This window comes from Streptomyces sp. 11-1-2 (genome assembly GCF_003595545.1).
Taxonomy (GTDB): domain Bacteria; phylum Actinomycetota; class Actinomycetes; order Streptomycetales; family Streptomycetaceae; genus Streptomyces; species Streptomyces hygroscopicus_B.
This window is the reverse complement of record NZ_CP022545.1, coordinates 284,070-308,002: the sequence shown is the minus strand read 5'-3', so window position 1 is coordinate 308,002 and position 23,933 is coordinate 284,070. Positions and strand designations below refer to the sequence as shown.

The 23,933-nt window shown below is 69.9% G+C and carries 20 protein-coding genes and 1 pseudogene; 16 read left to right on the top strand and 5 right to left on the bottom strand.

Translation table 11 applies throughout. The features are described from left to right. Positions 1–87: 87 nt before the first annotated feature. Both CGL27_RS01500 and CGL27_RS01495 read left to right on the top strand, forming a co-directional pair. The gene (locus CGL27_RS01500) at positions 88–1,497 is read left to right on the top strand and encodes an aldehyde dehydrogenase family protein (protein WP_205587592.1); all 1,410 of its coding nucleotides are present in this window, start codon (positions 88–90) and stop codon (positions 1,495–1,497) included. Positions 1,498–1,979: 482 nt separating this feature from the next. Further along, entirely contained in the window at positions 1,980–3,038 is a 1,059-nt protein-coding gene (locus CGL27_RS01495) for a hypothetical protein (RefSeq protein ID WP_162952838.1), read from the top strand. A gap of 119 nt (positions 3,039–3,157) precedes the next feature. Here the strand turns inward: CGL27_RS01495 and CGL27_RS53025 are convergent, their stop codons facing one another. Next, entirely contained in the window at positions 3,158–6,043 is a 2,886-nt protein-coding gene (locus tag CGL27_RS53025; protein ID WP_276147801.1) for an alpha-L-rhamnosidase, read from the bottom strand. Positions 6,044–6,292: 249 nt separating this feature from the next. After that, complete coding sequence (locus tag CGL27_RS51390) at positions 6,293–6,757, bottom strand: hypothetical protein (protein ID WP_240450307.1); 465 nt, start codon at positions 6,755–6,757, stop codon at positions 6,293–6,295. A gap of 146 nt (positions 6,758–6,903) precedes the next feature. Here CGL27_RS51390 and CGL27_RS01480 point away from each other — a divergent pair, with 146 nt between their 5' ends. Continuing rightward, entirely contained in the window at positions 6,904–7,311 is a 408-nt protein-coding gene (locus CGL27_RS01480; protein ID WP_078638105.1) for a VOC family protein, read from the top strand. 157 nt (positions 7,312–7,468) lie between these two features. On the opposite strand, the gene wrbA is transcribed toward CGL27_RS01480, so the two are convergent. Further along, entirely contained in the window at positions 7,469–8,089 is a 621-nt protein-coding gene (gene wrbA, locus CGL27_RS01475) for an NAD(P)H:quinone oxidoreductase (protein WP_119994195.1), read from the bottom strand. A gap of 969 nt (positions 8,090–9,058) precedes the next feature. On the opposite strand from wrbA, the gene CGL27_RS01465 reads away from it, so the two are divergent. From CGL27_RS01465 to CGL27_RS01410, 12 genes are all read left to right on the top strand, one after another. Further along, on the top strand, positions 9,059–10,090 hold the full coding sequence (locus CGL27_RS01465; protein ID WP_119983889.1) for a hypothetical protein: 1,032 nt from the start codon (positions 9,059–9,061) through the stop codon (positions 10,088–10,090). A 73-nt stretch (positions 10,091–10,163) separates the two neighbouring features. Then, positions 10,164–11,432: an FAD-dependent monooxygenase gene (locus tag CGL27_RS01460; RefSeq protein ID WP_119983887.1), complete on the top strand. Its 1,269-nt coding sequence runs from the start codon at positions 10,164–10,166 to the stop codon at positions 11,430–11,432. 114 nt (positions 11,433–11,546) lie between these two features. Next, positions 11,547–12,944 carry an MFS transporter gene (locus CGL27_RS01455; RefSeq protein ID WP_119983885.1) on the top strand — a complete coding sequence of 466 codons (1,398 nt, stop codon included), beginning with the start codon at positions 11,547–11,549 and terminating at the stop codon, positions 12,942–12,944. Positions 12,945–13,006: 62 nt separating this feature from the next. Continuing rightward, a complete protein-coding gene (locus CGL27_RS01450; RefSeq protein WP_119983883.1) occupies positions 13,007–13,855 on the top strand; it encodes an FAD binding domain-containing protein in 849 nt (282 codons plus the stop codon). Continuing rightward, a complete protein-coding gene (locus tag CGL27_RS01445; protein WP_119983880.1) occupies positions 13,852–16,224 on the top strand; it encodes a xanthine dehydrogenase family protein molybdopterin-binding subunit in 2,373 nt (790 codons plus the stop codon). The genes CGL27_RS01450 and CGL27_RS01445 overlap by 4 nt, the downstream gene beginning before the upstream one ends. Continuing rightward, positions 16,221–16,754 (top strand): (2Fe-2S)-binding protein, encoded by a 534-nt coding sequence (locus CGL27_RS01440; RefSeq protein ID WP_203348306.1) that lies wholly within the window; start codon positions 16,221–16,223, stop codon positions 16,752–16,754. The genes CGL27_RS01445 and CGL27_RS01440 overlap by 4 nt, the downstream gene beginning before the upstream one ends. Positions 16,755–16,757: 3 nt before the next feature. Next, positions 16,758–17,465, top strand: coding sequence for an SRPBCC family protein (locus tag CGL27_RS01435; RefSeq protein WP_119983879.1), 708 nt, complete (start codon positions 16,758–16,760; stop codon positions 17,463–17,465). Further along, positions 17,462–18,124: an isochorismatase family protein gene (locus CGL27_RS01430; RefSeq protein ID WP_119983877.1), complete on the top strand. Its 663-nt coding sequence runs from the start codon at positions 17,462–17,464 to the stop codon at positions 18,122–18,124. The genes CGL27_RS01435 and CGL27_RS01430 overlap by 4 nt, the downstream gene beginning before the upstream one ends. Positions 18,125–18,161: 37 nt before the next feature. Continuing rightward, positions 18,162–19,028, top strand: a complete 867-nt coding sequence (locus tag CGL27_RS01425) for an alpha/beta hydrolase (protein WP_119983875.1) — start codon at positions 18,162–18,164, stop codon at positions 19,026–19,028. A gap of 73 nt (positions 19,029–19,101) precedes the next feature. After that, a complete protein-coding gene (locus tag CGL27_RS01420) occupies positions 19,102–19,584 on the top strand; it encodes a MarR family transcriptional regulator (protein ID WP_078638096.1) in 483 nt (160 codons plus the stop codon). Positions 19,585–19,663: 79 nt separating this feature from the next. Beyond that, positions 19,664–20,443 carry an aspartate/glutamate racemase family protein gene (locus CGL27_RS01415; RefSeq protein ID WP_119983873.1) on the top strand — a complete coding sequence of 260 codons (780 nt, stop codon included), beginning with the start codon at positions 19,664–19,666 and terminating at the stop codon, positions 20,441–20,443. A 73-nt stretch (positions 20,444–20,516) separates the two neighbouring features. After that, positions 20,517–21,473, top strand: a complete 957-nt coding sequence (locus tag CGL27_RS01410) for an aminoglycoside phosphotransferase family protein (protein WP_119983871.1) — start codon at positions 20,517–20,519, stop codon at positions 21,471–21,473. Between the two features lie 117 nt (positions 21,474–21,590). Here CGL27_RS01410 and CGL27_RS01405 read toward each other — a convergent pair whose 3' ends face one another. Further along, entirely contained in the window at positions 21,591–22,364 is a 774-nt protein-coding gene (locus tag CGL27_RS01405; protein WP_119983870.1) for an alpha/beta hydrolase, read from the bottom strand. A 266-nt stretch (positions 22,365–22,630) separates the two neighbouring features. Here CGL27_RS01405 and CGL27_RS01400 point away from each other — a divergent pair. Then, positions 22,631–22,714, top strand: a pseudogene (locus CGL27_RS01400) (IS5/IS1182 family transposase); the annotation flags it as partial. Between the two features lie 53 nt (positions 22,715–22,767). Here the strand turns inward: CGL27_RS01400 and CGL27_RS01395 are convergent. After that, entirely contained in the window at positions 22,768–23,856 is a 1,089-nt protein-coding gene (locus CGL27_RS01395) for an alcohol dehydrogenase catalytic domain-containing protein (RefSeq protein ID WP_205587591.1), read from the bottom strand. Positions 23,857–23,933 lie beyond the last annotated feature (77 nt).

Here is a 23,933-nt window from a genome sequence, read left to right as displayed (position 1 = left end):
ACCTCGCGCACACGCCGGGCGCCACAGGTCGTCAACATCGACTACCCGACCGCCTGAGGGCCTTGCGAGTCGGCGGCCATTCCGGTCGTGCGGGGCGATGCCGAACGTCTGCGAAACGTCAAGGAGGGGACGGCCCATGCCGCTCATATCGTCCATCACGGGAGCGTTCCTCGTGGCACAGCGGCCGACGCGGAGACCGCTCTCGCGAGCGCCGCCGCCGCGCTGCCCGGCTGGAGCGGGACACCACGTGACGACCGCCTCGAATCGGTGCGGAAATGGCTCCGGCTGATCGAGGCCGACGCCGAATTCCTCAGCGCGCTGATCTCCCGTGAGGTCGGCACGCCCATCGCGTTGAGCCGCAACGTTCAGGTGGGACTCGCGATCGACATCGCGCGAGCATGCGTCGACTCGGTATCCCGGCTGGACGACGAGCGTCGCGGGAATTCCGTCATCCGGCGTGCGCCGGCCGGAGTGGTCGCCGCGATCATCCCTTGGAACGTGCCGCTGATCCTCACCCTGCAAAAGGTCGTGCCGGCCCTGCTCGCCGGGTGCACGGTCGTACTCAAGCCCAGCGAGCTGACACCCCTGCACGCGGCGCACCTCGCGCGCCTGGCCGAGTGGAGCGAACTGCCGCCCGGTGTACTCAACATCGTGTTCGGCGACGGGCCGAAGGTGGGATCGGCACTGGCCTCGTCGCCCCTCACCGACCTGGTCTCGTTCACCGGCTCGGTGCGCGCGGGCCGTTCGGTGGCTGTCGCGGCCGCGGCGAATCTCACCCGCGTGCATCTGGAACTCGGAGGCAAGAGTGCTTCCTTGGTTCTCGACGACGCGGACTTGGCCCAGGCGGTCGCGGCGTCCGTCGGTCAAGCACTGTTCAACAGCGGCCAGGCGTGTCTCCAGTGGAGCCGGCTGATCGTGCCGCGGCGGCTGGTCCGCGAAGCGGAGGAACTCGCCCGGACGGTCACGGCCACGTACGTCGTTGGCGATCCCGCCGCGCCCGACACCGACCTGGGGCCGCTGATCAGCGCGGGGGCCAAGGCGCGGGTCGCTCGCGCCTGTGCGCGCGGAGTGGCTCAAGGCGCTCGCGCGGTGGTTCCTCCGCGGGACATGGACGGCCTGTACTTCGCACCGACGGTGTTCAGCGACGTGACCATGGACATGGACCTGGCTCAGGAGGAGATCTTCGGGCCGGTCATCTCGATCACGACCCATGACGGCGACGACGACGCGGTGCGCCTGGCGAACTCCACGCGCTACGGGCTGCACGGCTCGGTGTGGTCGAGCAGCGACGAGCGGGCGACCGCGGTCGCCCGGCGGGTGCGGGCAGGCCAACTCGAGATCAACGGTGCCCCGTTCAACCCCGTAGCGCCCTTCGGCGGCTTCAAGGAGTCCGGCATCGGGCGGGAGTGCGGACCAGAGGGGATCGACGCCTTCTGCGAACTGCAGGCCCTTCACTACCCGGTGGCAGGCGGACGGAGCGTGCGGGCAAAGGCGTGACCTGCGGCGGTCCGCTCGGTTCGGCTCGTCGCAGCGGCTCCGCCTGATCTTCTGTGTCCTTGTTGCGCAGGGACTGACTCGCTCAACGAGCCGGTTACCTGGACCCAGCGGTGGCCGGCCCGTACGGCAGGTCATCCGCAGGGCGTCAACCGTCAGGGAACAGCACGGTGTTGTCCGGGACACTCGGATTGCGACTGGTGGGGGAGGGGTGGTCTGTCCGGGACGGGAGGAGGGGTGCTGAACCGCGATGTCCGCACTTATGGTCCGTTGCCATGGACACCACACGGAGAACGTTGATGAAGGGCATGGCATCGGTCCCGTTGGCCGCCGCGGCTGGGGGGTTGCCGGCGCCCTCCACCGCCGAGGCGGTGGAGCTTCCGACGGCTCGCTTCACTCTCAGCCGACGCAATGCGCCATCGTTCGCACCGCGCTACCCGTACGACGGCGTCATAGCGCGTCTCAGGCCCTACCTCGGGGAGCCCGTGTCGCTCTCCCTGATTGCGGGGAGCACCGACAGCAAGGCCGAACGCATCGCCCGGTGGCCGAGACCGTCAGGCAGCCCGGGCAGGCCCTACCGCTTCGACGCGGAACCGGAGCGGCGCGTTCCTGGGCATGCCTTCAGATGGGAATCCGCCGACTTCACTGGCAAGAAGTGGCGGCCTCAGGGCATCACACAGGATTACGACGCGGACGGAACGAGCCCCGCGAAGACGCTGCTCGTCTCCTGGTACGACCACAAGGGCGACCAAGGTGCTCGGCTCTCCGTCGTCAACTGGAGTACATCCGGGGAGATCACGTACCGCCATGTCCTTCTGGTGGAGCCGTACTCGGAGCCGGACGATCAGGGCGAGCTGCGAGACGACATCGGTGCGCTGGACCTGCATGCGGGGGGCATCGCCTGGTACGGCCATCACCTGTACATCGCCGACAGCATGTACCGGGCGAGCAGACCGTACTTCCCGGGGATCAGGGTTTTCGACCTGCGGCGGTTCTTCAAGGTCACCAAGGGAGAGGGGATCGGTCGTCAGCCGGACGGCAGGACGTTCCATGCGCACGGGTACGAGTACGTCCTGCCGCAGACCCATGCCTACGACTGGAGCGGCCGCGCGCGCAAGCTCGTCATTTCCCAGGTCTCCGTGGACCGGACAGCAAGCGGTCCCGGGCTTCTCGTCAGTGAGTACGGCACGAGCGGCAGCCCCCGGCTGGTCCGCTGGCCCTTCACGGGAGGCGCTCTGCGGCCCCGGGCCGAGTGGGCGCACGCGGTGCCGAAGGGCGCGAACACGCAGGGCGCGGTCAAGGTCGGCTCCACGTACTACCTGACCACCAGCCACACCTCCAGGAAGGCTGGCGAGCTGCGCAGGTGGAGGGAGAACTGGGCGGCGGGTCCCAGGCACAGGTCCCGCTTGAACATCGGCGTCGAGGACCTCAGCTACGACGGCTCCGGCTCCGGCGCGCTCTGGACGCTCGGTGAGTACGCGAACGATGAGCGTACCGATCCCAGGGCACCCTTCAGCCGGTACGTGTACGCCGTGCGGCCGTAGCCGCGCGCCCCTGCCCGAGTCGGCCAGCGGGCCCTCCGGTTCGGGCAGCACGGCTCAGCAGTCAGATCACCTGCCGTACGTCTCAGCGCCGGAGCCACCCGATCCAGTCCTTGGGCTCATCAGGGTGTGAGGTAGCAGGTCTTGCTCACGCCGGGCAGGGGATCGGTGCCGATTGCCGCCGTCGTACAACTGGTGCCGCTGGTGAACGACTTGTAGACGAAGCGGCCCCGTGCGCCGTAGGCGACGGTCCGCTGTCCGCCGAAGGCGCACGTGCTACCTTCGGCGGAGCAGGCGGTGGCGTAGCCGGGAGGGCCGCCGGTGGCGGTGTAGCAGGCCTTGGACTCGCCGGGTATCGGGTCGCCGAACGTGGCGTCGGTGCACGGGGTGTCGCCGGTGGCCGTGCTCGTGGTGAACGCGCCGAAGGCGCCGTACATCACCGGCTGTCCCGCGGTGGCCGGGCAGATGCCGTTCTGGGAGGCGCACTTGGTCCAGCCGCCGGGCGGACCTCCATCGGGTGGCAGGTAGCAGGACTTGGCGACTCCGTCGATGGGATCGCCGAAGTGTGCGTTGGTGCAGGCGACGGAGCCGTTGGTGACCTGATGGGCGAAGTTGCCGTTGCCGCCGTAGGCGACGTCGCGGTTGTAGCCGGGAACGGAGCAGGTGCCGTCCTCGGCGGCGCAGACGGTGTATCCGGGCGGGCCGCCCGCGTCGGCGACATAGCAGGACTTGACGAGATTCGATGCCGGGTCGCCACCGAATGAGGCGCTGGTGCAGGCGGTGCTGTCGGTCGCCGTCTTGTACGTGTACGTCCCGGCCCCGTAGGCCACCGCGCGGGTGCCGCTGAAGGTGCACGTACCGCCTTCGCCTGCGCACCGGGTGAAGCCCGCACGCAGAGCGCCGGTACCGGGTTCGGTGGGTGCCGACGGGTTGCCCAGTCCGGTGGCGCTCACGCTGTAGCTGCCCGGGGCGACGCCGGTGAGGTAGACGTAGGCGTCGTCCTGGCTCGCGCCGGTGATCCCTGGGATGGGCGTGAAGGTTCCGTTGTTCCAGACGACGGTGCCGTTCACGGACACCGAGATGTTTCCGCCGCCCAGCTTCGGGACGCCGATGCGGCCGGTGGTGCCGGACGGGCTGGTGAGGTGCGCCGCATAGGTGCCGGCGGCGGGGACGCGGGACCAGGATGCGTTGATGGCGCCCTGGGGCATGGTGATGCGGCCCTCGGCGCTGGTCAGGTCGCCGGGGTGCGGGACGAAGCGGTACGCGCCGGTCGCCGACTCCGGTGCGGTGCCGAGCACGTCGAAGGTGAGGGTGGAGGTGGGCGCGGTGGACCAGCCGTGGGCCAGGCTCATGAACGAACCGCCGTAGGCGAGGCCGCCGTCGGCCTTGATGCCCTCCCAGAAGGTGCTCTTGGTGCCGATGTCGCTGTTCAGCATGTGGCCCCAGGTACGGTGGATCTGCGCCAGGGCGGTGTAGTCGTCGTTGGCGGCGAAGCGGGCGTTCAGCTCCATCCCGCCCACGAAGGGGGACACGTTGCCACCCCACTCGGGGGTGGTGGGGCCGTAGGTGCCCCAGCGGGTTCCGAGCTGGGTGATGACGCTCCGGGACTTCGCCGTGGAGTCGGTGAGCCCGTACCAGACGGCGAGCGAATTGCCGTCCTGCGGGTACAGGCCGCTGGTGGGGTTGTCCTTGTACATGCCCTTCGAGGCGTCCCACAGGCGGGAGTTGGCCGCGGTCTTGATGGCGGCCGCCTTGCCGGCCCAGCTCGCTGCGAGCTCGCTGTCGCCCTTGACCGAGGCCAGGGTGACGCCCCCCTTGAGCGCGGCGTACAGCAGCGCGTTGGCCGAGATGTTCTCGCCACCCTGGCCGGCGCGGGCCCAGTCCTGGGTGCGGGTCACATTGAGGAGGTTGTTGCCGTCGATCTTGTTGGTGATGAAGGCGATCCCGCGCTTGTAGTTGGCCCATTGGGAGTCCAGCCACGCCCGGTCGGCCGAGTACGTGTAGTACGTCGCCGTGCCCAACAGCGTCCAGGTGTGGTAGGTGTCCGAGCCTTTGAGGTTGAACGGCGGTCCTGACCAGGGGATTTCACCCTCGGCGGACTGCGCGTTGTACATCGTGGTGAGCGCGTTGCGCGTCGAGGTGAGGTCGCCTGAGTAGGCGTACTGCGTGGGTACGGCGATGCCCAGGTCACCGGGCCACACCGTACGGTCGCGTTTCGCCCCGTCGACCAGGACGGAGTCGCCCACGCCGACGGTGGCGCTGTTGTCCCACTCCGTGGCCGGTGGGGGCCAGGCGCGGCCCTGGTCGGGGGCGATCGTGTTGAGCTGCACGGTGTACGCCCCGGCGTACCAGATGCGGTTGAGCAGGTCGTCACTGGAGTGGAAGTAGTTGGCGTAGTCGGCCGGGTTCGCCTTCCCCGGAGCCGCGGTGAATTCGAGGCTGACGCCCTTGAGGTCCACCCAGCCAGAGGTGTCGAGGAAGACGGTGAGGTAGCGGAAGCCACCCCGCAGTCGCGCGGCGGGCGTCGTGTAGGTGCCGTTGGCTGAGGCCGTGGCGTAGAGCGCTCCGTCCTCGCCGTCGCGGCCGCTGCTCCGGTCGCTGTTGGTGCCCGCGTACAGGGACGACTCGCTGAAGGCCAGGCCGACCCGTTGGCCGCTGCCGCTGGTGTCACCGAATGACAACGTTGCCAGGCCGCCGACCTCCTTGCCGAAATCGAGGGTGATGGCCGACCGTGAGCCGGAGATCCGTGTCGGCTGCCCGCTGAGGACGTTCTGCGGGTTCGCGACGCTGCCGGACGTGGAGTACACGGCGGTCGGCTTGAGGGTGCGGGAGGTCGGCGAGTAGTTCAGGTCGTCCAGTGCGGTCTTGCGAAGGCCCGTCGCGGCCGTCGAGGCCGCCGCGGATGCGGGAGGAGCGGCGTCCGCGGACGGGGTGGGACCTGCGGCCAGTACGGCGGCCGCGACCAGGGCGCGGCCGAGTAAGTGGCGCCGACCTGGCGATCTGCTCAACGGGAAACGATGACGCATGGAAACCTCCCGGATCAGGTGCGGAATACGGAAACGCGATGTATGAATCGATTCAACAATGCGGCCCACGAGCCCCACTGGCTGATGGGACAGTTGGATACACGAGGAGCCTCGTCGAAGTCCCACCGATGATGGGCGCCCGAAAACAGGGTGTCAACCCGTCACGGCCACCGCGAACTACCCGGGAAGAGCCTCCTCTTGGGGATATTGACAGGGTCTCGCCAGGCCGGTTCACTGCTCCGGAGACAGGTATGGACCAGTGCTCGATTCCCGCCCGGCTCGATGCGAGCCGTCGGCCACTGGCCGGGTTCGGGAGCCCCGTAGGCGCTCAGCCGACGTGGACGTGAGGGCAGCGGGTGCGGTCGAGCGGCACACGACGAAGACCACGCTGGCCAGTGCGCTTGCCGGAAAGCTCATCCGTGCGGGTCGCGCTGCACGCCGATATTCGTTGAGGATGCCGCCGAGGCGCTCGCGTCTTCGTCTGTCGAGGCCGGCTAGCTGCTCCGGATCGGTGATCGGCGTGGGTAACGGGTGCGGCGGCCGGGCGTTCGCGGTGCCCTGGTGGGCGCGATGAGAGTGGTGGAAATGCTCGAACTCCCGTAGCGCGTAGAGCGGGTGCCGCGGGTTCCAGATCAAGTGCCGGTCCAGCAGTTCACGTCGGCAGATCTGCACCCACCGCTCCATGACCGAGTTCATTCCGCACCGGCCCCCATCAGGGCGGATGAGATTTCCGGCAAGGACGGTGCCTGAGAACCTCTGGGAGATTCCTTTCGGCGAGCGATGAGTTTCGTGGGACAGCGCGGTCCATCCCTGTGAAAGGCCACAGACGAAGGAGACGGCCCGTGTACCAGCAGATGATCTTCGTAAACCTCGCGACGAACGACCTGGAGACGTCGAAGAAGTTCTTCACCGAGCTCGGCTACTCGATCAACCCGCAGTTCACGACGGACGACTGCGCATGTGTGGTCATCAGCGAGACGATCGTCGCCATGCTGCTCACCAGACAGCGCTACCAGGACTTCACCAACAAGGAGATCGCGGACTCCACCAAGACCTCCGAGGTACTTCTGTGCCTGAGCGCGGAGAGCCGCGCGAAGGTCGACGAGCTGGTGGACAAGGCACTGGCCGCGGGCGGCGCGCCCGCAGGAGAACCCCAGGACCACGGCTTCATGTACGGCCGGTCCTTCCAGGACCCCGATGGTCACACCTGGGAAGTGGTGTGGATGGACCCGTCGGCTGTCCAGAGCTGAGCTGCCCCGGACGCGCATACGAAGGCGCTCCGGCCACCACGGCGCGGCGGGGGCCGGAGTGCCGTGGTGGCCGGACGCGCGCTGACGCCCGGGCCGACCGGCCGTACGACGTCGTACGGCCGGTCGGCCCGGGCTGGTGTTCTGCCGAGTGGCAGGCTCAGGCGGCAGCGAGGCCGGCCTTGAGGGCGGTGGTGATGCGCACGATGCGCTCGGCCTGGACGCGGGCGGCGTCGCGGGTGGCCTGGTTGACGGGGTTGCCGCCCTGGGCGTCGACGTGGGAGGTGCCGTAGGGGTTGCCGTCGGCGAACTTGGCGGGGTCGGTGTAGCCGGGGGCGACGACGATGCCGCCGAAGTGATGGAAGGAGTTGTACAGGGCGAGCAGCGTGGACTCCTGTCCGCCATGGGTGGTGGAGGAGGAGGTGAAGCCGCTGTAGACCTTGTCGGCGAGCTTGCCCTGGGCCCACAGGCCGCCGAGCGTGTCGATGAACTGCTTGAGCTGCGCGGAGACATTGCCGAAGCGGGTGGGGGTGCCGAAGATCACGGCGTCGGCCCACTCGATGTCGGCCGGGGTGGCGTCAGGGATGTCGGCGGTGGCGGCGGCATTGGCTGCCCAGGCGGCGTTGGAGTCGATCGCCCCCTGCGGGGCCAGCTCGGTTGCCTTGAGCAGGCGGACCTCGGCGCCGGCCTTCTCCGCGGACTGAGCAATGTGCTTGCTGACCTCGGCGATCGTGCCGGTGGAGGAGTAGTAGACGACGGCTACCTTGATCGGGGTGCTCACGGTTGCGGTCTCCGTTCCGTCGGTGTCGTTCGTTCGATTGCGGCTGAAGATGCCCATGGCAGATTTCATCCTTGGGGTCCGTGCCCGCTGACCGGACACTAGTTGAACCGTAAACCATATGGAAGCCGGTCGACCCCCGTGGGGCGACGGGGGTGACCCTGTCCGCAGTGTCGTATAACATTCAACTACATGCCCGGGTTGGCGCCCCCGGCCGCATGAACAGCAAGGACGGCAAGGCGGCGCCCTGGCCCTCCCGCTCGACATCCGGCGCGCCAACGAGAGATTCCACACCCGTGCCGGCTGTGTTGGCCCGGGTGCTGGTTGGGTGCTGGTTGGGTGCGGGCAGTGCTGGGATCTCGAGACGATCGCGTAGCGCCGCGGCGACCGCGTTCACTGTCGCGCGCTGCGTCGTGCCGCGCCGCACCGCGATGGTGGACGTTCCGGCTGTCCTGAAGCGTTACGGCCCCACTGCGGTCCGGAAGAGCTCTCATCCCTGCGGAGCCGTCGCCGGCACGGGATCAGGCCGAGCGCGGCGGCATGACAGCGTGATGCCGCCGCAGCGGCGCCGACCGGAGGCCGTGGCCACCTTCGCGGTGAAGCATTTCTGGTTCGACACCTGCCGGTAAATCCATGTAACGCGCGGACCGAGGCGGCGTGGTATCGGATGCGAACGTTCCATCGCAGGTCAGGGCCGTGACGGTTGCGGCCCTCCCCGGCGTCGCCGGCAAAGACCCGTGTTAACTCCGGGACCACCCCTTGCCAAGCGGAGATAGTACGTGTTCGGATTATCTCCGTCGGCCGGACAACACAACCGGTCCGAGTCCACTGTTCGCCATGGGCGGCGAGGGCCCTGCGCCCTGCCCGCTCTTCGCCATTCCCCTCGACCGCCGCCTTCAGAGCCTGGCCGCGGCATGCCCGCCGTCACCACAAGGCCGCGGTCGGTACTCGCAAGCGACCTGGGAGGAAAACGTGTTCGATCTCTCTTCCGCCGATCTGCTCGACGCCTTCACCCGCGAGTTGCGACTGTGCAAGGTCCGCGAGGGCGAGCACGTGGTCGTGCTGTCGGAGCCCGGCAGCCGGGGCGACTACGTGGCGGCGGCCTTCGGCGCGGCCAAGGCGTGTGGTGCGCACGTCATCGCGGCAACCGTTCCCGGGGGCAGCCCCGCGCCGATGCCGAGCACACACACCGGCGCGGGACCCGGGCTGCTCTCCGTCCTCAACGACAGCACCGCCCAGGACCTGCTGAAATCCGCGGACCTGGTCGTCGACCTGACCCGCGAGGGCTTCATCCACGCGCCGGTACAGCAGGAGATCCGGCGGGCCGGCACCCGCATCATCTTCATCTGCGACGCGCCCGACGTGCTCATTCGCAATCTGCCCAAGGAAACCGACAAGGCGGAGGTGCAGGAGGGCGTCGACCTGCTGGAGAGGTCGTCCGTCATGCGGGTCACCTCGGCCGCGGGCACCGACCTGACCGTGAAGCTCGCGGGCTCCAAGCCGGAATTCCAGTGCGGCTTCGCCGACGATCCGGGCCGCTGGGACCACTGGCCGAGCACCATGGTGCTGTGCTGGCCGGAAATCTCCAACGGACAGATCGTGCTGGATGAGGGCGACATCCTGCTGCCCTTCAAGGAGTACGTCAGCAGCCCCGTCACGCTTCAGGTATCCGACGGCCACATCGAGAAGGTCTCCGGCGGGGCCGACGCCAGGATGCTGTCGACGTTCTTCGACGACGCACAGGACCGTTGGGCACGCAGCCTGTCCCACATGGGCTGGGGGCTGATGCGTACGGCCGACTGGTTCGCCACGGCGATGTACGGCAAGGACGACCTGATGGGCATGGACGCCCGCGCGTTCGCGGGGAACTTCCTGTGGTCGACCGGTCCCCACCCGGTCCTGGGTCGCGAGTCGTACGCCCACCTCGACATCGCCATGCGGGGCTGCACCGTCTCGGTGGACGGCACCGAGGTCGTCACCGCCGGGACGCTCACCGACCGCTGAGCGCCTCCGGGGCGAGCCGCTGTATCGCCGCGCCGCACACAACACCATGACGCGCCCGCACATTGGAGGAAGAGTGGCGTCCAGTCAGTCGTTCGAAGTCACCGTCGTCGGGGGAGGACTCGGTGGTCTGACCGCCGCCCTGGCACTGCGCCAGCGCGGCCTGCGGGTCACCGTCCTGGAACAGGCCGCAGAACTCGGCGAGGTCGGCGCGGGCATCCAGACCGCGCCCAACGCCAGCCGCGTCCTGATGGGTCTCGGGCTGCGCCGGCAGATGGAGGCCATCCGCACAGAGCCGCTCGACCAGGTGCGGCGCCGGTGGACGGACGGCCGGATCGTCGGCCTGACCTCGCTCGGGCAGCGCTGCAAGGACGAGTTCAACGCCCCGTACTGGCACTACCACCGGGCCGATCTGCACCGCATGCTGCTGGACGCCTGTGCGGACCCCGCGGGCCCCGGGCCCGTCGTGGCGGTCCACACTTCCAGCAAGGTCGTCGAAATGGACCGCACCGATCCCGTGCGGCCGGTGGCGGTCACCGAGGACGGACGGCGCCACGGCGCCGATGTGATCATCGGCGCCGACGGCGTCCGATCCCGGGTGCGCGACCTCATGGGCGCCCCCGACACGCTGCTGTTCTCCGGCGAGATGGCCTACCGGGCGCTGATCCCCGGTGACCTCATCGCAGCCGACCCGGCCACCCGCTGGCTCGTGGACCGCTACCAGAGCACCATCTGGTACGGGCCCGATCGGCACCTCGTCCACTACATGATCCGGGGCGGCGACTACCTGAACGTCGTGGCGTGCGTCCCCTGCACGGACGCGGTCCGCGAGAACTGGACGGTTCCCGCCACCGCGCAGGACCTCGTCGACGCGTTCCCCGGCTGGGACGACCGTGTCCCGGCGATGCTGTCCAAAGCCAAGGAGGACGTCCTGGCCTTCGCCCTCTACTACCGGCGCCGCGACCCCGTATGGCTCGACGGCCGCGTCGCCCTCCTGGGCGACGCCTGCCACGCGATGCTCCCTTATCAGGCGCAGGGTGCCTCGCAGGCCATGGAGGACGCGGCCGTACTCGCCGAGGAACTGGGTGCTGTCACCGCCTCCGGTATAGAAGGGGCGCTGCGCCGCTACGTCGACCGGCGCGCCAAGCACGCCGGGATGGTCCAGGACGCGTCGCTCGCGAACAAGACCTTCTACCACCTGGCCGACGGCCCGGAGCAGCGCGCCAGGGACGAGAAGCTCAAGAACTTCGACGGCGAGTCGGACGTGTCGTACGACTGGCTGTGGAGCGGAACACCACTCAACGACCCGGATCTGGGGGCGTTCTCCTACCAGTTCGCCCGCTGATCCCACCGCCCGTGGCGGGAGCCCCCGGCACTGACGACCAGCACGCCCGAGCCGTGTGTACCACACCCGCAATGGCGCGGCATGTACCCGATACGCGACCACCGTGGAGCGAACATGAAAACCGGTGATCAGATCGTTCAGGAACTTCCCTGGAGATGGGGCGTCCAGGGCCGCATTTTCATCATCGGAGGTCTCGGCTACCTCTTCGACGCCTACGACATAGCCCTGAACGGTTTCCTCATGCCGCTCCTGGGCTCGCACTTCGACCTCTCGCTCGGCGGGCGCGGGCTCGTGGCGACCGCCAACCTCGTCGGCATGGCCGTGGGAGCCATCGCCTGGGGCGCGGTCGCGGACCGCATCGGACGCACGAAGGCGTTCAGCGTCACGCTGCTGATCTTCGCCCTGTTCTCGGTGCTGGGCGCCCTCTCGCCCACGTACCCGCTCTTCCTGGCCCTGCGCTTCCTCGCGGGTGTGGGGCTCGGCGGCTGTATCCCCGTCGACTACGCCCTGGTCGGTGAGTTCTCCCCGCGAGCGTACCGCGGCCGGGTGCTCACCGCGCTCGACCTGTGGTGGCCGGTGGGTGTGACGCTGTGCGGCCTCGTCTCGACGGTGATGCTCCCCCTCGACGGCAACTGGCGCTGGATGCTGGCGACCATGGTGCTGCCCGCGCTCCTGCTGTTCTGGGTGCGCCGGGGCATCCCCGAGTCACCGGTCTACCTGACGAAGAAGGGACGCGAGGCCGAGGCCAGGGCCGTCATCGACGACCTCGTCGCCCGTACCGGCGCTCCCGCCGAGCCGTACGTCATCCCGGAGCCCGTCGCCGGGACCGGCCGACGCGGTGTGGCCGCCGCCGTGGAGCAGCTGCGCGAGATATGGGCGCACAGCCCGCGCGTCACCTCCGTGGCCTGGTCGCTGTTCGCCACCGTGATGCTCGTGTACTACGCGGCTCTCAGCTGGATGCCCTCCATCCTCAAGGAGGAGGGCCTGGGGGACACCGCCACCTTCATGAACACCACCGTGATGAGCGGCGTCGGCATCCTCGGCGTCCTCGTCTCCACCGCCCTGGTGGACGTGGTCGGCCGCAAGTGGCTCATCGGGGTCTCGGCTCCGGTCGCCACCCTCGCGCTGGTGGTGTTCGCGCTGGTGATGAGGGCGCCGACCGGGTCCGTCGTGGCGATCGCCGTGTTCGGCTTCGTGATGCAGCTCGCCATCCCCGTCATGTACGCCTACGTCTCCGAGCTGTACCCCACGCCTCTGCGGGCCAGCGGCTTCGGCTGGGCCTCCTCGGTCAGCCGGGCACTCACCGGGTTCGCGCCGCTGCTGTTCGGGTCGGTGATGTGGCCGGCGCTCGGGCTCGCCGTGACGTTCGCCGTGCTCGGACTCGCGGTGCTGGCCGCCGTCATATGGATGGCCATCGCGGCGCCGGAGACCAAGGGCCGGGCCCTGGACGGAGACACCGCGGACGCCCGGGCTCAGGACCCTCGCGCGGTCCGCGAACAGACGGTGGTCTAGGCCGCCGGGACACGCACGGAACCGCACCCGAGGCGACCCACGCAAGGGAGGACAGGAAACCCATGAAGCCCGCGCCCTTTCAGTATCACCGGGCCCGTGACGTAGCCGGCGCCGTACGGCTGCTGGCCGAGCTGGGTGACGACGCCAAGGCCATCGCGGGCGGACAGAGCCTGGTCGGAATGATGAACTTCCGGTTGGCCCGCCCGCATCACCTCGTCGACATCGGCGGCCTCCGGGAGCTCGACCGCATGCACCGGGATGCCGACGGCGCTCTGCGGATCGGGGCGCTCACCACCCACCACACGGTGGAGACCGACCCCGCGGGCACACTCGCGCGGGGCTTCGAGGTACTGCGCCGGGCCATGGCCTGGATCGGGCATCTGCCGATCCGTACCCGCGGCACGGTCGGGGGCAGCATGGCACACGCGGACGCCACCGCCGAATGGTGTCTGCTCGCGGTGCTCCTGGACGCCGAGTTCGTCGTACGCGGCCCGCTGGGTGAACGCTCGATCGCGGCCGGGGACTTCTTCCTCGGCTACTACACGACCGCCCTCGCCCCGGACGAACTCCTGGTGGAGATCGTCTTCCCACGGACGGCGCCGCACGCGGCGCTCACCGAGTTCGCCGAGCGACGTGGCGACTTCGCGATCGTGGCGGCGGCCGTGGACCTCGACGTCGTGGACGGTGCCGTACGCGGCGGCCGGGTGGCGCTCGGTGGTGTGGCGGCAGCGGCGATCCGCGTTCCGGAGGCGGAGGCGGTGCTGACCGGCGGCGGCTCCTTCGACGCCTGTGCGTCCGCCGCGGCGGCGGCTGTCGACCCCCCGGGCGACGCGTCCTGCGGCCCGCACTATCGCAAGGAACTGGTCCGGACCCTGGTCCGGCGCGCCTGTGAGGAGGCGATGTCCCGATGACACGTGAGGAACAGGGGCGGCCGCTGGTGGGCCGGTCGGTCCCGCGCCGGGAGGACCGGCGGCTGGTGTCCGGGCGCGGCCGGTTCGTCGACGACATCGCCCTGCCCGGCATGCTGCACGCGCAGTTCGTGCGCAGTACGGTCGCGCACGGCGAGATCGTGTCCGTGGACCTGTCGGCGGTACGCCGTGTCCCGGGTGTCGTGGCGGCGTTCACCGCGGACGACCTGGCCATCGGAGACATCACCGCTCAGCTGGGACGGCCCCGGTCGCAGTTCGTGCCGACCGCCATGCCGGTCCTCGCCCGCGACAAGGTCCGCTACGTCGGTGAGCCCCTCGCGATCGTCGTGGGCCTCGACGCCTACGCCGCGGAGGACGGCCTGGAGGCGGCGCATGTGGAGTACGCCCCGCTGCCACCGGTCCTCGGCGAGGAGACCGCGCTCGCCGACGACGCGGTGCTCGTCCACGACGAGGCCGCCCGCAACACCCTCGTGGACGTCTCGCTCTTCGCGACCGACGGGATCGACGACATCTTCGACACGGCGCACCGCGTCGTCGAGGTGGACGTCACGACCGGCCGTCAGAACGCGCTGCCGCTGGAGACCCGTGGTGCCGTGGCGCACTGGGACGACCGCGAGGAGCAACTTCTCCTCCAGACCTGCACCCAGGTTCCGCACCAGGTGAGGACGGTCGCCTCGCGCTGCCTGCGCCTCGACGAGCGAGCCGTGCGGGTCGTGGTCCCCGACATGGGCGGCGGCTTCGGCCAGAAGTGCGTGGTCGGGCGCGAGGAGATCGCGGCCGCCGCCGCCGCGCTGAGACTGGGGCGGCCGGTGAAATGGATCGAGGACCGCAAGGACGCCCTGTCCGCGTCCTTTCTCGCCCGCGAGCAGCACTACCGGGCGCGCGCCGCCTTCGACACCGACGGCCGGATCCTCGCTCTCGACGCGGACGTGGTGTGCGACATGGGCGCCTACTCCTGCTACCCGTTCACCGCGGGCATCGAGCCGCTGATGGCGTCCGCCGAGATGCCCGGGGTGTACAAGGTGCCCGCCTACCGGGTCCGCGGCCGGGCCATCACCACCAACAAGGCGCCGACCGCACCGTACCGGGGCGTGAGCCGCCCGCAGTACGTGATGGTCGTCGAGCGGCTCTTCGAGCGCGCCGCCCGCGAACTCGGCCTGGACCCGGTGGAGATCCGCCGCCGCAATGTCATCACCGACTTCCCCTACACGGGCGTCAACAACATCACCTACGACCCCGGTTCGTACCTGGAGTCCCTGAACCTGTGCGAGCAGGTCGTCAGGGACGAGGGCTGGTACGACACGCGGACCGCGGCGGCGGTCGAAGGACGGCACATCGGCATCGGCTACGCCTGCTTCAGCGAGCGCACCGGATACGGCTCCTCGGCCTTCGCGCAGCGCAAGATGCAGGTGGTGCCGGGCTTCGACATCTCCGAAGTACGGATGGACACCAGCGGCGCGGTGACGGTCACCACCGGCACGATGAGCCACGGGCAGAGCCACGAGACGACAATGGCGCAGATCGTCGCCGACGCACTCGGCCTCGACATCGCCCGGGTCAGGCTCCACCAGGGCGACACCGACCGTGTCACCTACGGCTGGGGCACCTTCGCGAGCCGGTCCATCACCGTCGGGGGCAGTGCGGTGCGCCTGGCCGCCGAGCGACTCGGCGACAAGCTGCGCGCCATCGCCGCCGCGCTGTGGGACACCGAGCCGGAGGAGGTGGAGCTGGCGGAGGGCCAGGTGCGCCGCCGAGGCGGCGACGGTGCCCGTGATGTGCTCACCCACCAGGAGATCGCCGACGTCGCCTACCTCCGGGCGGACCTGCTGCCCAAGGACATCGAACCGGGTCTGACCGCGACCGCCACCTTCGACGTCTTCAACGACGGCACGTTCTCCAACGCCACCCACGGTGTGGTCGTCGAGCTCCACCAGGACACCGGGCAGGTGGAGATTCTGCGATACGTGTGCGTCGAGGACTGCGGCGTCGCGATCCACCCGCAGGTCGTGGAGGGACAGTGCCGGGGCGGGATCGCGCAGGGCATCGCCGGTGCCCTGTACGAGGAGGTGACCTACGACGCGGTCGGCGAGCCGTCGGCGACGAGCTTCATGGACTACAAGGTGCCCACGGCCCACGAGATCCCCGAGGTGTCGATCCACCACCTCGAAACCCCTTGCGCATTCACCGCCACGGGAGCGAAGGGCGCCGGAGAGGGCGGCACCATCGGGGCGCCCCCCGCCGTCCTCAACGCCGTCAACGACGCCCTGCGTCCCACCGGCACCGAACTCGACCACACTCCCATCACGCCACAGACCGTGCACCGCGCCCTGAACCCGGAGCCCGTTCCATGACAGATGACACCCTCATGACGCCGCGGGAGCCACAGCTCATCGCGTTGAATGTCAACGGCGAGCAGCACGAGGTGATCACCGAAGCCCGCCGCACCCTCGTCGATGTGCTCCGCCACGAGCTGCGCCTGACCGGAACCCACGTCGGGTGCGAACACGGCATCTGCGGCGCCTGCACCGTGCTCGTCGACGACCGGCCCGTACGTGCCTGCCTGATGTTCGCGGCACAGGCCGAGGGCGCCCGCATCCGTACGGTGGAATCCCTGGCCGACGGCAACCTGCTGAGCGACCTCCAGCGGGCGTTCAGCGAGCACCACGCCTTGCAGTGTGGTTTCTGCACACCGGGGTTCCTCATGCTCGCCGAGGGCTTCCTCGCCGAGCGGCCCGAGGCGACCAAGGAGGAGATCCGGGAGGTCGTCGCCGCCAACATGTGCCGGTGCACCGGCTACCAGACCATCGTCGAGGCGATCGACGCCTGTGCGACGGCCCGCCGCCGGGCCTGCGCGCGGGCGTGCGACAGCAAGGAGAACTGACCTATGCGGCTGACCAACTCCATTCCGGTCAAAGCCTCACCCGATGACGTCTTCGCCTTGCTGAACGACGTCGAACGGGTCGCCTCGTGCATGCCGGGCGCCGCGCTCGAAGGGCAGGACGGCGACACCTGGAAGGGCAGCGTAAAGGTCAAAGTGGGGCCGATCACGGCCGCGTACGCCGGCACGGTCCGCTTCCTGGAAGTCGACTCCGAGCACCGGCGGCTGCGAGTCCACGCCCGCGGCGCCGACACGCACGGAAGTGGCGACGCGGAGGCCGAAGTCGTCCTCGATGTGCTGGGCGCACCCGAGGGCGCGCTGCTCCAGCTCGCCACGGATCTGGTGATCCGGGGCAAGATCGCTCAGTTCGGCAAGGGGGCGATCGGCGCCGTATCGGAGCGGATCCTGCGGCAGTTCGCGCAGAACCTGGCCGGTCTGCTCGATCAGGACCATGCCGCCGGGCAACCCGGTCCGCTGTCCGCGGTGCCCGCCGCCCCTTCAACCACCGCTCCCGCCGCCGCGTACCCCGTCCGCACGCCGGCCGCTCCCGCTCAGCAATCCGAACTCGACGGCCTGTCCATGGTGTTCGGCCCCGCAGCCGCCAAGTACGGGATGCTCGCCGGGGTGTTCGCGCTCGGTCTCGTCCAGGGCCTGCTCGTCGGCCGGATGCGCGCCCAGTCACGCGAACTGCGCGCCCTGCGGAGGTCGTTGTGAGCTACGCGCAGTACGGGCAGGACACGGAACGCACCTACGACCGGGCGGGCTTCGGCGCGCCGGTCCGGCGCGGCGACCGGCCGGCGATCGTCGTGGTCGATCTCACGCGCGGGTTCACCGAGGACCGGTTCCCGTCGGGGGCCGATCTGACCGCGGTGGTCGGTGCGACGTCCGCGCTCATCGAGGCAGGCCGTCCCGCCGGAGTGCCGGTCGTGTTCACGACCATCGCCTACACCGCGGCCGAGGCGACCGGAGACGCGGTGACCTGGCTGCACAAGGCGCGGGGCATGCGCGCCCTGGTCGAGGGCAGCGAGGAAGTCACGATCGATCCACGGCTGCCGCATGGGGCACGGGACCACGTGATCGCCAAGAAGAGCGCTTCCGCGTTCTTCGGCACGACGCTGGCCTCCTTGCTGACCGGGCTCGGCCGCGACACCGTGCTCGTCTGCGGGGCGACGACCAGCGGCTGCGTGCGGGCCACCGCGGTCGACGCCGTGCAGTGCGGGTTCTCGGTGCTGGTTCCGCGCGAATGCGTCGGCGACCGCGCGGCGGGTCCTCATGAGGCGAACCTGTTCGACATCCAGGCCAAGTACGGCGATGTGATCGGCCTCGAGGACGCCATCGCCTACCTCTCAGCGCTCCCGGGCCAAGCGCCATGACCTTGCCCTGTTCGCACCACCCGCCGTTGGAGGCCGCATGACCCCGCACCCGCACCCGTCCCCGGCTGCCCGCCGCCTGCCGCAGAGCGCGCTCGCCGATCTCGCCGATGTGCCCGCCACGAGCCGCTGGGTGCGCTCGGGCGCCACCCGCCTGCACGTCCTCGACTACGGCGGCACTGGTGTCCCGCTCCTCGTCCTGCCCGGCATCACCAGTCCCGCGATCACGATGGACTTCGTCGTGCGTGAGCTGACCGACCTCGTACGTCCGGTGGTCGTCGACGTCCGCGGGCGCGGGCTGTCCGACGGTGGCGGCGACTACGGCCTGGAGGAGTACGCCGAGGACACGGAGGCCGTCGTCATGCGGCTCGGGCTCGACCGGCCGGTGCTGTTCGGGCATTCCATGGGCGCGCGCATCGCCGCGGTCACCGCGGCGCGGAACAAGGTCCCGCTCCGGGGCACGGTCCTGGGCGACCCGCCCATGAGCGGCCCGGGGCGCGGACCCTACCCGACACCCGTGGACGCCTTCCTGGACCAGCTGGCCCAGGCCGTACGCGGCACCACCGCCGACGAAGTGGCCGGGGCGTGGCCACGGTGGCCGCACCGGGAGCTGGAGTTGCGGGCCCGGTGGCTGGCCAGTTGCGGCGAGGAGGCCATCACGGCCACCCACCGCGGTTTCGAGAGCGAGGACTTCTTCGACTGGTGGCCCTCCGTGCCCGGCCCCACGGTGCTGCTGTACGGCGCGGACAGCCCCGTCGTCACCGAGGCGGGCGCGGCAGAGGCGGCCCGGAAGAACCCCACGGCCTCACTGAGCCGGATACCGGACGCCGGCCACATGCTGTTCTGGGACAATCCTCCCGCCGCCCTCGCGAGTCTGCGGGAGGCACTGCGCCCGATGCTCGCCTGACCGGTGGCCGCTCGATTCCCAGCCACTCGATCCCCGCGCCGGGGCGATGACGCGGCGTGCTTAAGTAGGCGCCATGGCTGACGAAACCGCACCCTCGACCTCCGCGCGGCCCCGGCCACCCGCCGCGCTGACGACCGCGCCCGGGTACCAGGTCCGGCGCCTGTACCAGGCATACCTCGCCGTCTGGATCAGGGCGGTCGACCCGCTCCTGACCGGGCCGCAGTTCGCGTTGCTCCAGGTCGTGGACGCGAGCCCGGGGCACGACCAGCGTTCGCTGGCGTCAGCGGTCGCCCTCGACACGTCGACCATGACGGACGTCGCCCGCCGACTGGAGAAACGCGGCTTGATCGTCCGCACAACGGCCCCCGACGACGGCCGGCGCAAACTGCTCTACCTGACCGAGGAAGGCAAACAGACCCTCGACGACGCGAACCGCCGCGCCCGTCTGCTCGACGAACAGCTCCTGGAGCCGTACGGACCGCAGCAGCGCGACGACATCACGAACCTGCTCGCATCCCTCGCCGACCACTGGGAGCAACTGACCCAGGACGGGTGAACCGCCGTGGCACGGCAGGCCACGGGAACGGGCCCCGGGGCGTGGGCGAGCCCCGTACACCGGACAACCGGAGGATTCCGTGACCGACCACCACATCGGCCTGATCGTGCCCAGCTCGAACCTCACTATGGAAACGGAGTTGCCCCGGATCCTGCGGCTGCGCGAATCGGCAGTCCCCGAGGACCGGTTCGTGTTCCACAGCAGCCGGATGCGCATGCAGCATGTGACCCCCGAGCAGCTGCGCGCCATGAACGCGCAGACCGAGCGTGCCGCGCTGGAACTCGCCGACGCACGGCCGGACGTCGTCGCCACAGCCTGTCTCGTCGCGATCATGGCCCAGGGCACGGGGTACCACTGCACGGCGGAGGACGAGATCACCACTGTGCTGCGCGCCCAAGGCGCACAGGCACCCGTGGTGTCCAGCGCCGGTGCCCTTCTCGATGGCATCAAGGCACTCGGGGCCAAGCGGGTCGCGATCATCACGCCCTATATGAAGCCGCTCACGGGGCTGGTCGCGAACTACATCGAGGACGCGGGCATCGAGGTCGTGGACGCGCTGAGCCTGGAGGTACCGGACAATCTTGCCGTCGCCCGGCTGGACCCGGCGGATCTGCTCGACCACTTGCGGCGCCTGGACCTGTCACGTGCCGACGCCCTCGTACTGTCGGCATGCGTCCAGATGCCGTCATTGCCGTCGATCCAGCCGGCCGAGGACGCGGTCGGCCTGCCCGTCCTGTCCGCGGCCACCGCCACGGCGTACCGCATCCTCACCGCACTCGGCCTGCCCCCGCACATGCCGGGCGCTGGCAGTCTCCTCGGCGGCCGCCTTCCCGCCCCTGCCCGTAGCGCTCCGGAATAGCTTCACCTGAGCACGGCCATCGTCTCCGATAAACCTTTCGCGCGTGCCGCCGTCCGGATGGTGAGGTGGCAGGGTGACCAACCATGATGAGGCGGCGGCTGTCCGACCGTCGACACTGGCTTGGGCGAGCGGGCACCTGGAGGTCGGTGAACGGATCGTCGGAACCGAGGCGCTGCACGGCGGCATCACTGCCGAAATGCGGAGGCTGACCATCGGAACCCGGGACGGAGGCACCCGTGACCTGGTGCTGCGGACCTTCGTCAACGTGGAGCACGCCGAGGACTGGCTGAACAGGGAGGCCGGCGCCCTGACCCTGCTCACGGGGACCGGCGTGCCGGCTCCTGGGCTGGTCGCGGTTGATCCGACCGCCGCGCGTTGCGAGTATCCATCGCTCCTCATGACACATCTGGCGGGCCGGACGGTCCTGGACGATGAGGGATTGGAGACGCGCGTCCCTCTGCTGGCCCGTCAACTCGTGGAGATCCACGCAGTGCGACCCGCCGTGCGGCCCCGGGAGTATGTGGCGTTGACGACCGCCGACACCGTCGTGACTCCGAAGTGCGCCGACGCGGCGGCATGGGCCGCGGCGATCGACGTGATCCGCAAGCCCGCGCCGCCCTATGAAGGGCGATTCCTGCACCGGGACTTCCACCCCGGCAACGTGCTGTTCGACGACGTGCTGTCCCCGGGGCCGGCAGGCGTCCGGATCACCGGTGTCGTCGACTGGGCAGCGGCCTCCTGGGGCCCGGCGGATCTCGATGTGGCGCACTGCTCCACCAATCTCGCGCTGCTGCACGGCCCGGCGTGGGGTCTGCGGTTCGCCGAGGCGTATGAGGAGGCCGGCGGGGTGCCGGCCGCGACCGCGAGCGAGCGGCTGTACTGGCGGGTGCGGGACGGGCTGGCGTTCTCGGAAACAGTGCGGTTGGTGTCGCAGTCATGGCGGGAGGCGGGGAGGACGGAGCTGACGACACGAGCCGTGGAGGAGCGGCTGGATGCCTATGTGACCGCCCTGATGGACGTGCCGGGCTGAGCCAAGGCGGTCCGGGGCGGGCGCGGCCCCGGCCTCATCGTTCACCGCTCAAGGGAACCGACAGTTGGCGTCCCCGTCCGCGCCTGACCGCTGCCGGACTCCACCGGGCCGTGGCCGTCAACGGGCCGTACGGGTCAAGAGCTCCACGACAATGGCGCGCACCGCGTCGGGGCACTCGTACATCGGGCTGTGCCCCGCGTCCACCGTGTGCAAGGTGGCGTTCGGGAACGTCTGAGCCATTGCCGCGGCGTCTGCGGTTGTGCGTACCGGGTCGTGCCGTCCGTGGACGACCGCGACCGGTACGTGGATCGTGGGAAGGGCCGGTGTCAGATCGGTGTCGCGCTGGCTCGTCAGCGCGTCCACGGCTGACCGCGTGGGGATGGCGCTGCCGTAGGCGAGGAAGCGCTCCAACTCGGCCGCGGGCGGAGGGACCTTGAACGAGCGCTGCATCACACGCCGCGTCATGGCCTCGACTCCGTCCGTTGTGATGGCGTCGATCAGAGTGTCCACGTCTCCGTGCCCCCGTATGTGGGGGCCGGTGTTGATCAGTACCAGCCCTCTCAGCAGCCCGGGGTGGTGTGCGGCGGTTTGGAGGGCGATCGCCCCGCCGGTGGAATGGCCGATCAGGACCACCGGCTCGCTGCTGTCCGCCCTGATGCGGTCGGCGACCCACTCGGCGAGCGCGGGGATGCGGTACGCGTCGGCATCCGTCATCCACGACAGAGCCCGCAGCCGGCAGTGTCCCGCCAGCGCGTGTCCGAGTCCGTCGAATATCGCCGGGGCACAGAGGGTTCCGGGCAGCGCGATGGCAAGCGGGGCCGTGCCCGGCGTCGTACACCTGCCGGTGTCGCTGGACGGTACAGGCGGTTCGGTGTTGTGGGCACGATGCATGGCTCTGTCCGTCACTTCGGCGGCCCATTCCCGTCGGCTGCGGCCAGGTCCCCGCCCGGCTGTACGTTCAGCCGGCCCGGCGGCGGCCGGTTGACCAGGCCGCTGGTCCTCGAGCGCTCGACCTCGGTGATGCGCGGCTCGCACCCCTGTCCGCCGAGATCTTACAGGGTGGTTCTGGACTCTTTCAGTGGTCCTGTGACCGCCTGATGATGTGGGTATGGGCGGAATCTACTGGTCCGCCGCCTGCGGTCTGTTGGGGTGGTGGGGTGAGTGAACGCAAGCCGTATCCGAGTGAGTTATCGGACGGGCAGTGGTCGTTGATCGAGCCGGTGATCACCGCGTGGAAGGACCGGCAACGAAGCAGTGACCGGCCGAGCCCCGTGGTGGGGATCAGTGGGCCTTGTCAGCCGGCCGGTGGGGTGAGGCTGGTGCGGTCGAACGGGCCGCCGTGCGCGGCGGCGTACGCGATGGCGTCGTTGACGGCATCGAGGCCGAACGACCGGACGTGTTCGGGGGCGAGATCCAGAGCGCCCGAGGCGAGGAGGCGGATGATACCGACGTTGGCTGTGCGCGGGTACATCCACTGCCCACGCACGGTGATCGAGTTGCGCATGATCCATGGGTACGGGAGTGCGAGGTCGTCGCCACCGAGCATGCCGACGCCGCCCATGAGGACGACGCGGCCGTACTCGCGCACGGTCATGGCCGCCGCGCGCGACACCGAGCTGGGTGCGCTCGGCGGGAGCAGGTCGATCACCATGTCGATCGGGCCGTCGGCCGCCGCGGACATCGCCGCGCGGTCGGTGGCCTCGTCTCCGGTCAGCGGGACCGGGCGCAGACGCGGACCGAACCGGTCGGCGAGGAGGTCGAGCGCGGCCTGGTTGCGGCCCGGGGCGACCACGCGGCCCGCTCCCATCGCGAGCGCGACCGCGACCGCGCTGCTGCCGAGGTTGCCGGTGGCCCCGCTGACGAGCAGCGTCTCGCCGGCCGCGAGCCCGCCTGCCAGCAGCCCGCCGTAGGGGATGGTGTGCACGCTGAGCGCCGCCCAGCGGGCCGGATCGTCCCCTGCCACGGTGGGCAGCGGGAAGACGTTCTCCGTCGGGACCCGCATGAGTTCGGCGAACGAACCGTCGTGCAGGTACCGGGCGAGCCGCGCGCCGCCCTCGCCGCGCGAGCTCCAGCCCTGGAGCGTGATGTCGGGCGTCAGGGCGTCGTCCCGCGAGCGCACCGTCGAGTCGCACCACACCAGGTCGCCGGCGCGCAGCCGGGTGGCGTCCGGGCCGACGTGGACGATCCGCCCCACGCCGCCGATACCGGGCACGACAGGAGGGACGAGGGGGTAGTTCCGCTTGCCGCCGAAGACCTCGGCCGCGTAGGGCGCCACGCAGGTGGCGAGGACCTCGACCACCACCTCACCGCCCCTGGCCTCGGGGTCGGGCACCTCCCGCACCGTGAGCGGGGCGCCGAACCGCGTCAGAACTGCTGCTCGCACGTGATGACCTCCGTGTTCGTCCGTGCTCGTGGGATCGACACTAGGAGCTGGGTGAGCATGCGGGAAGCGAAGATCTG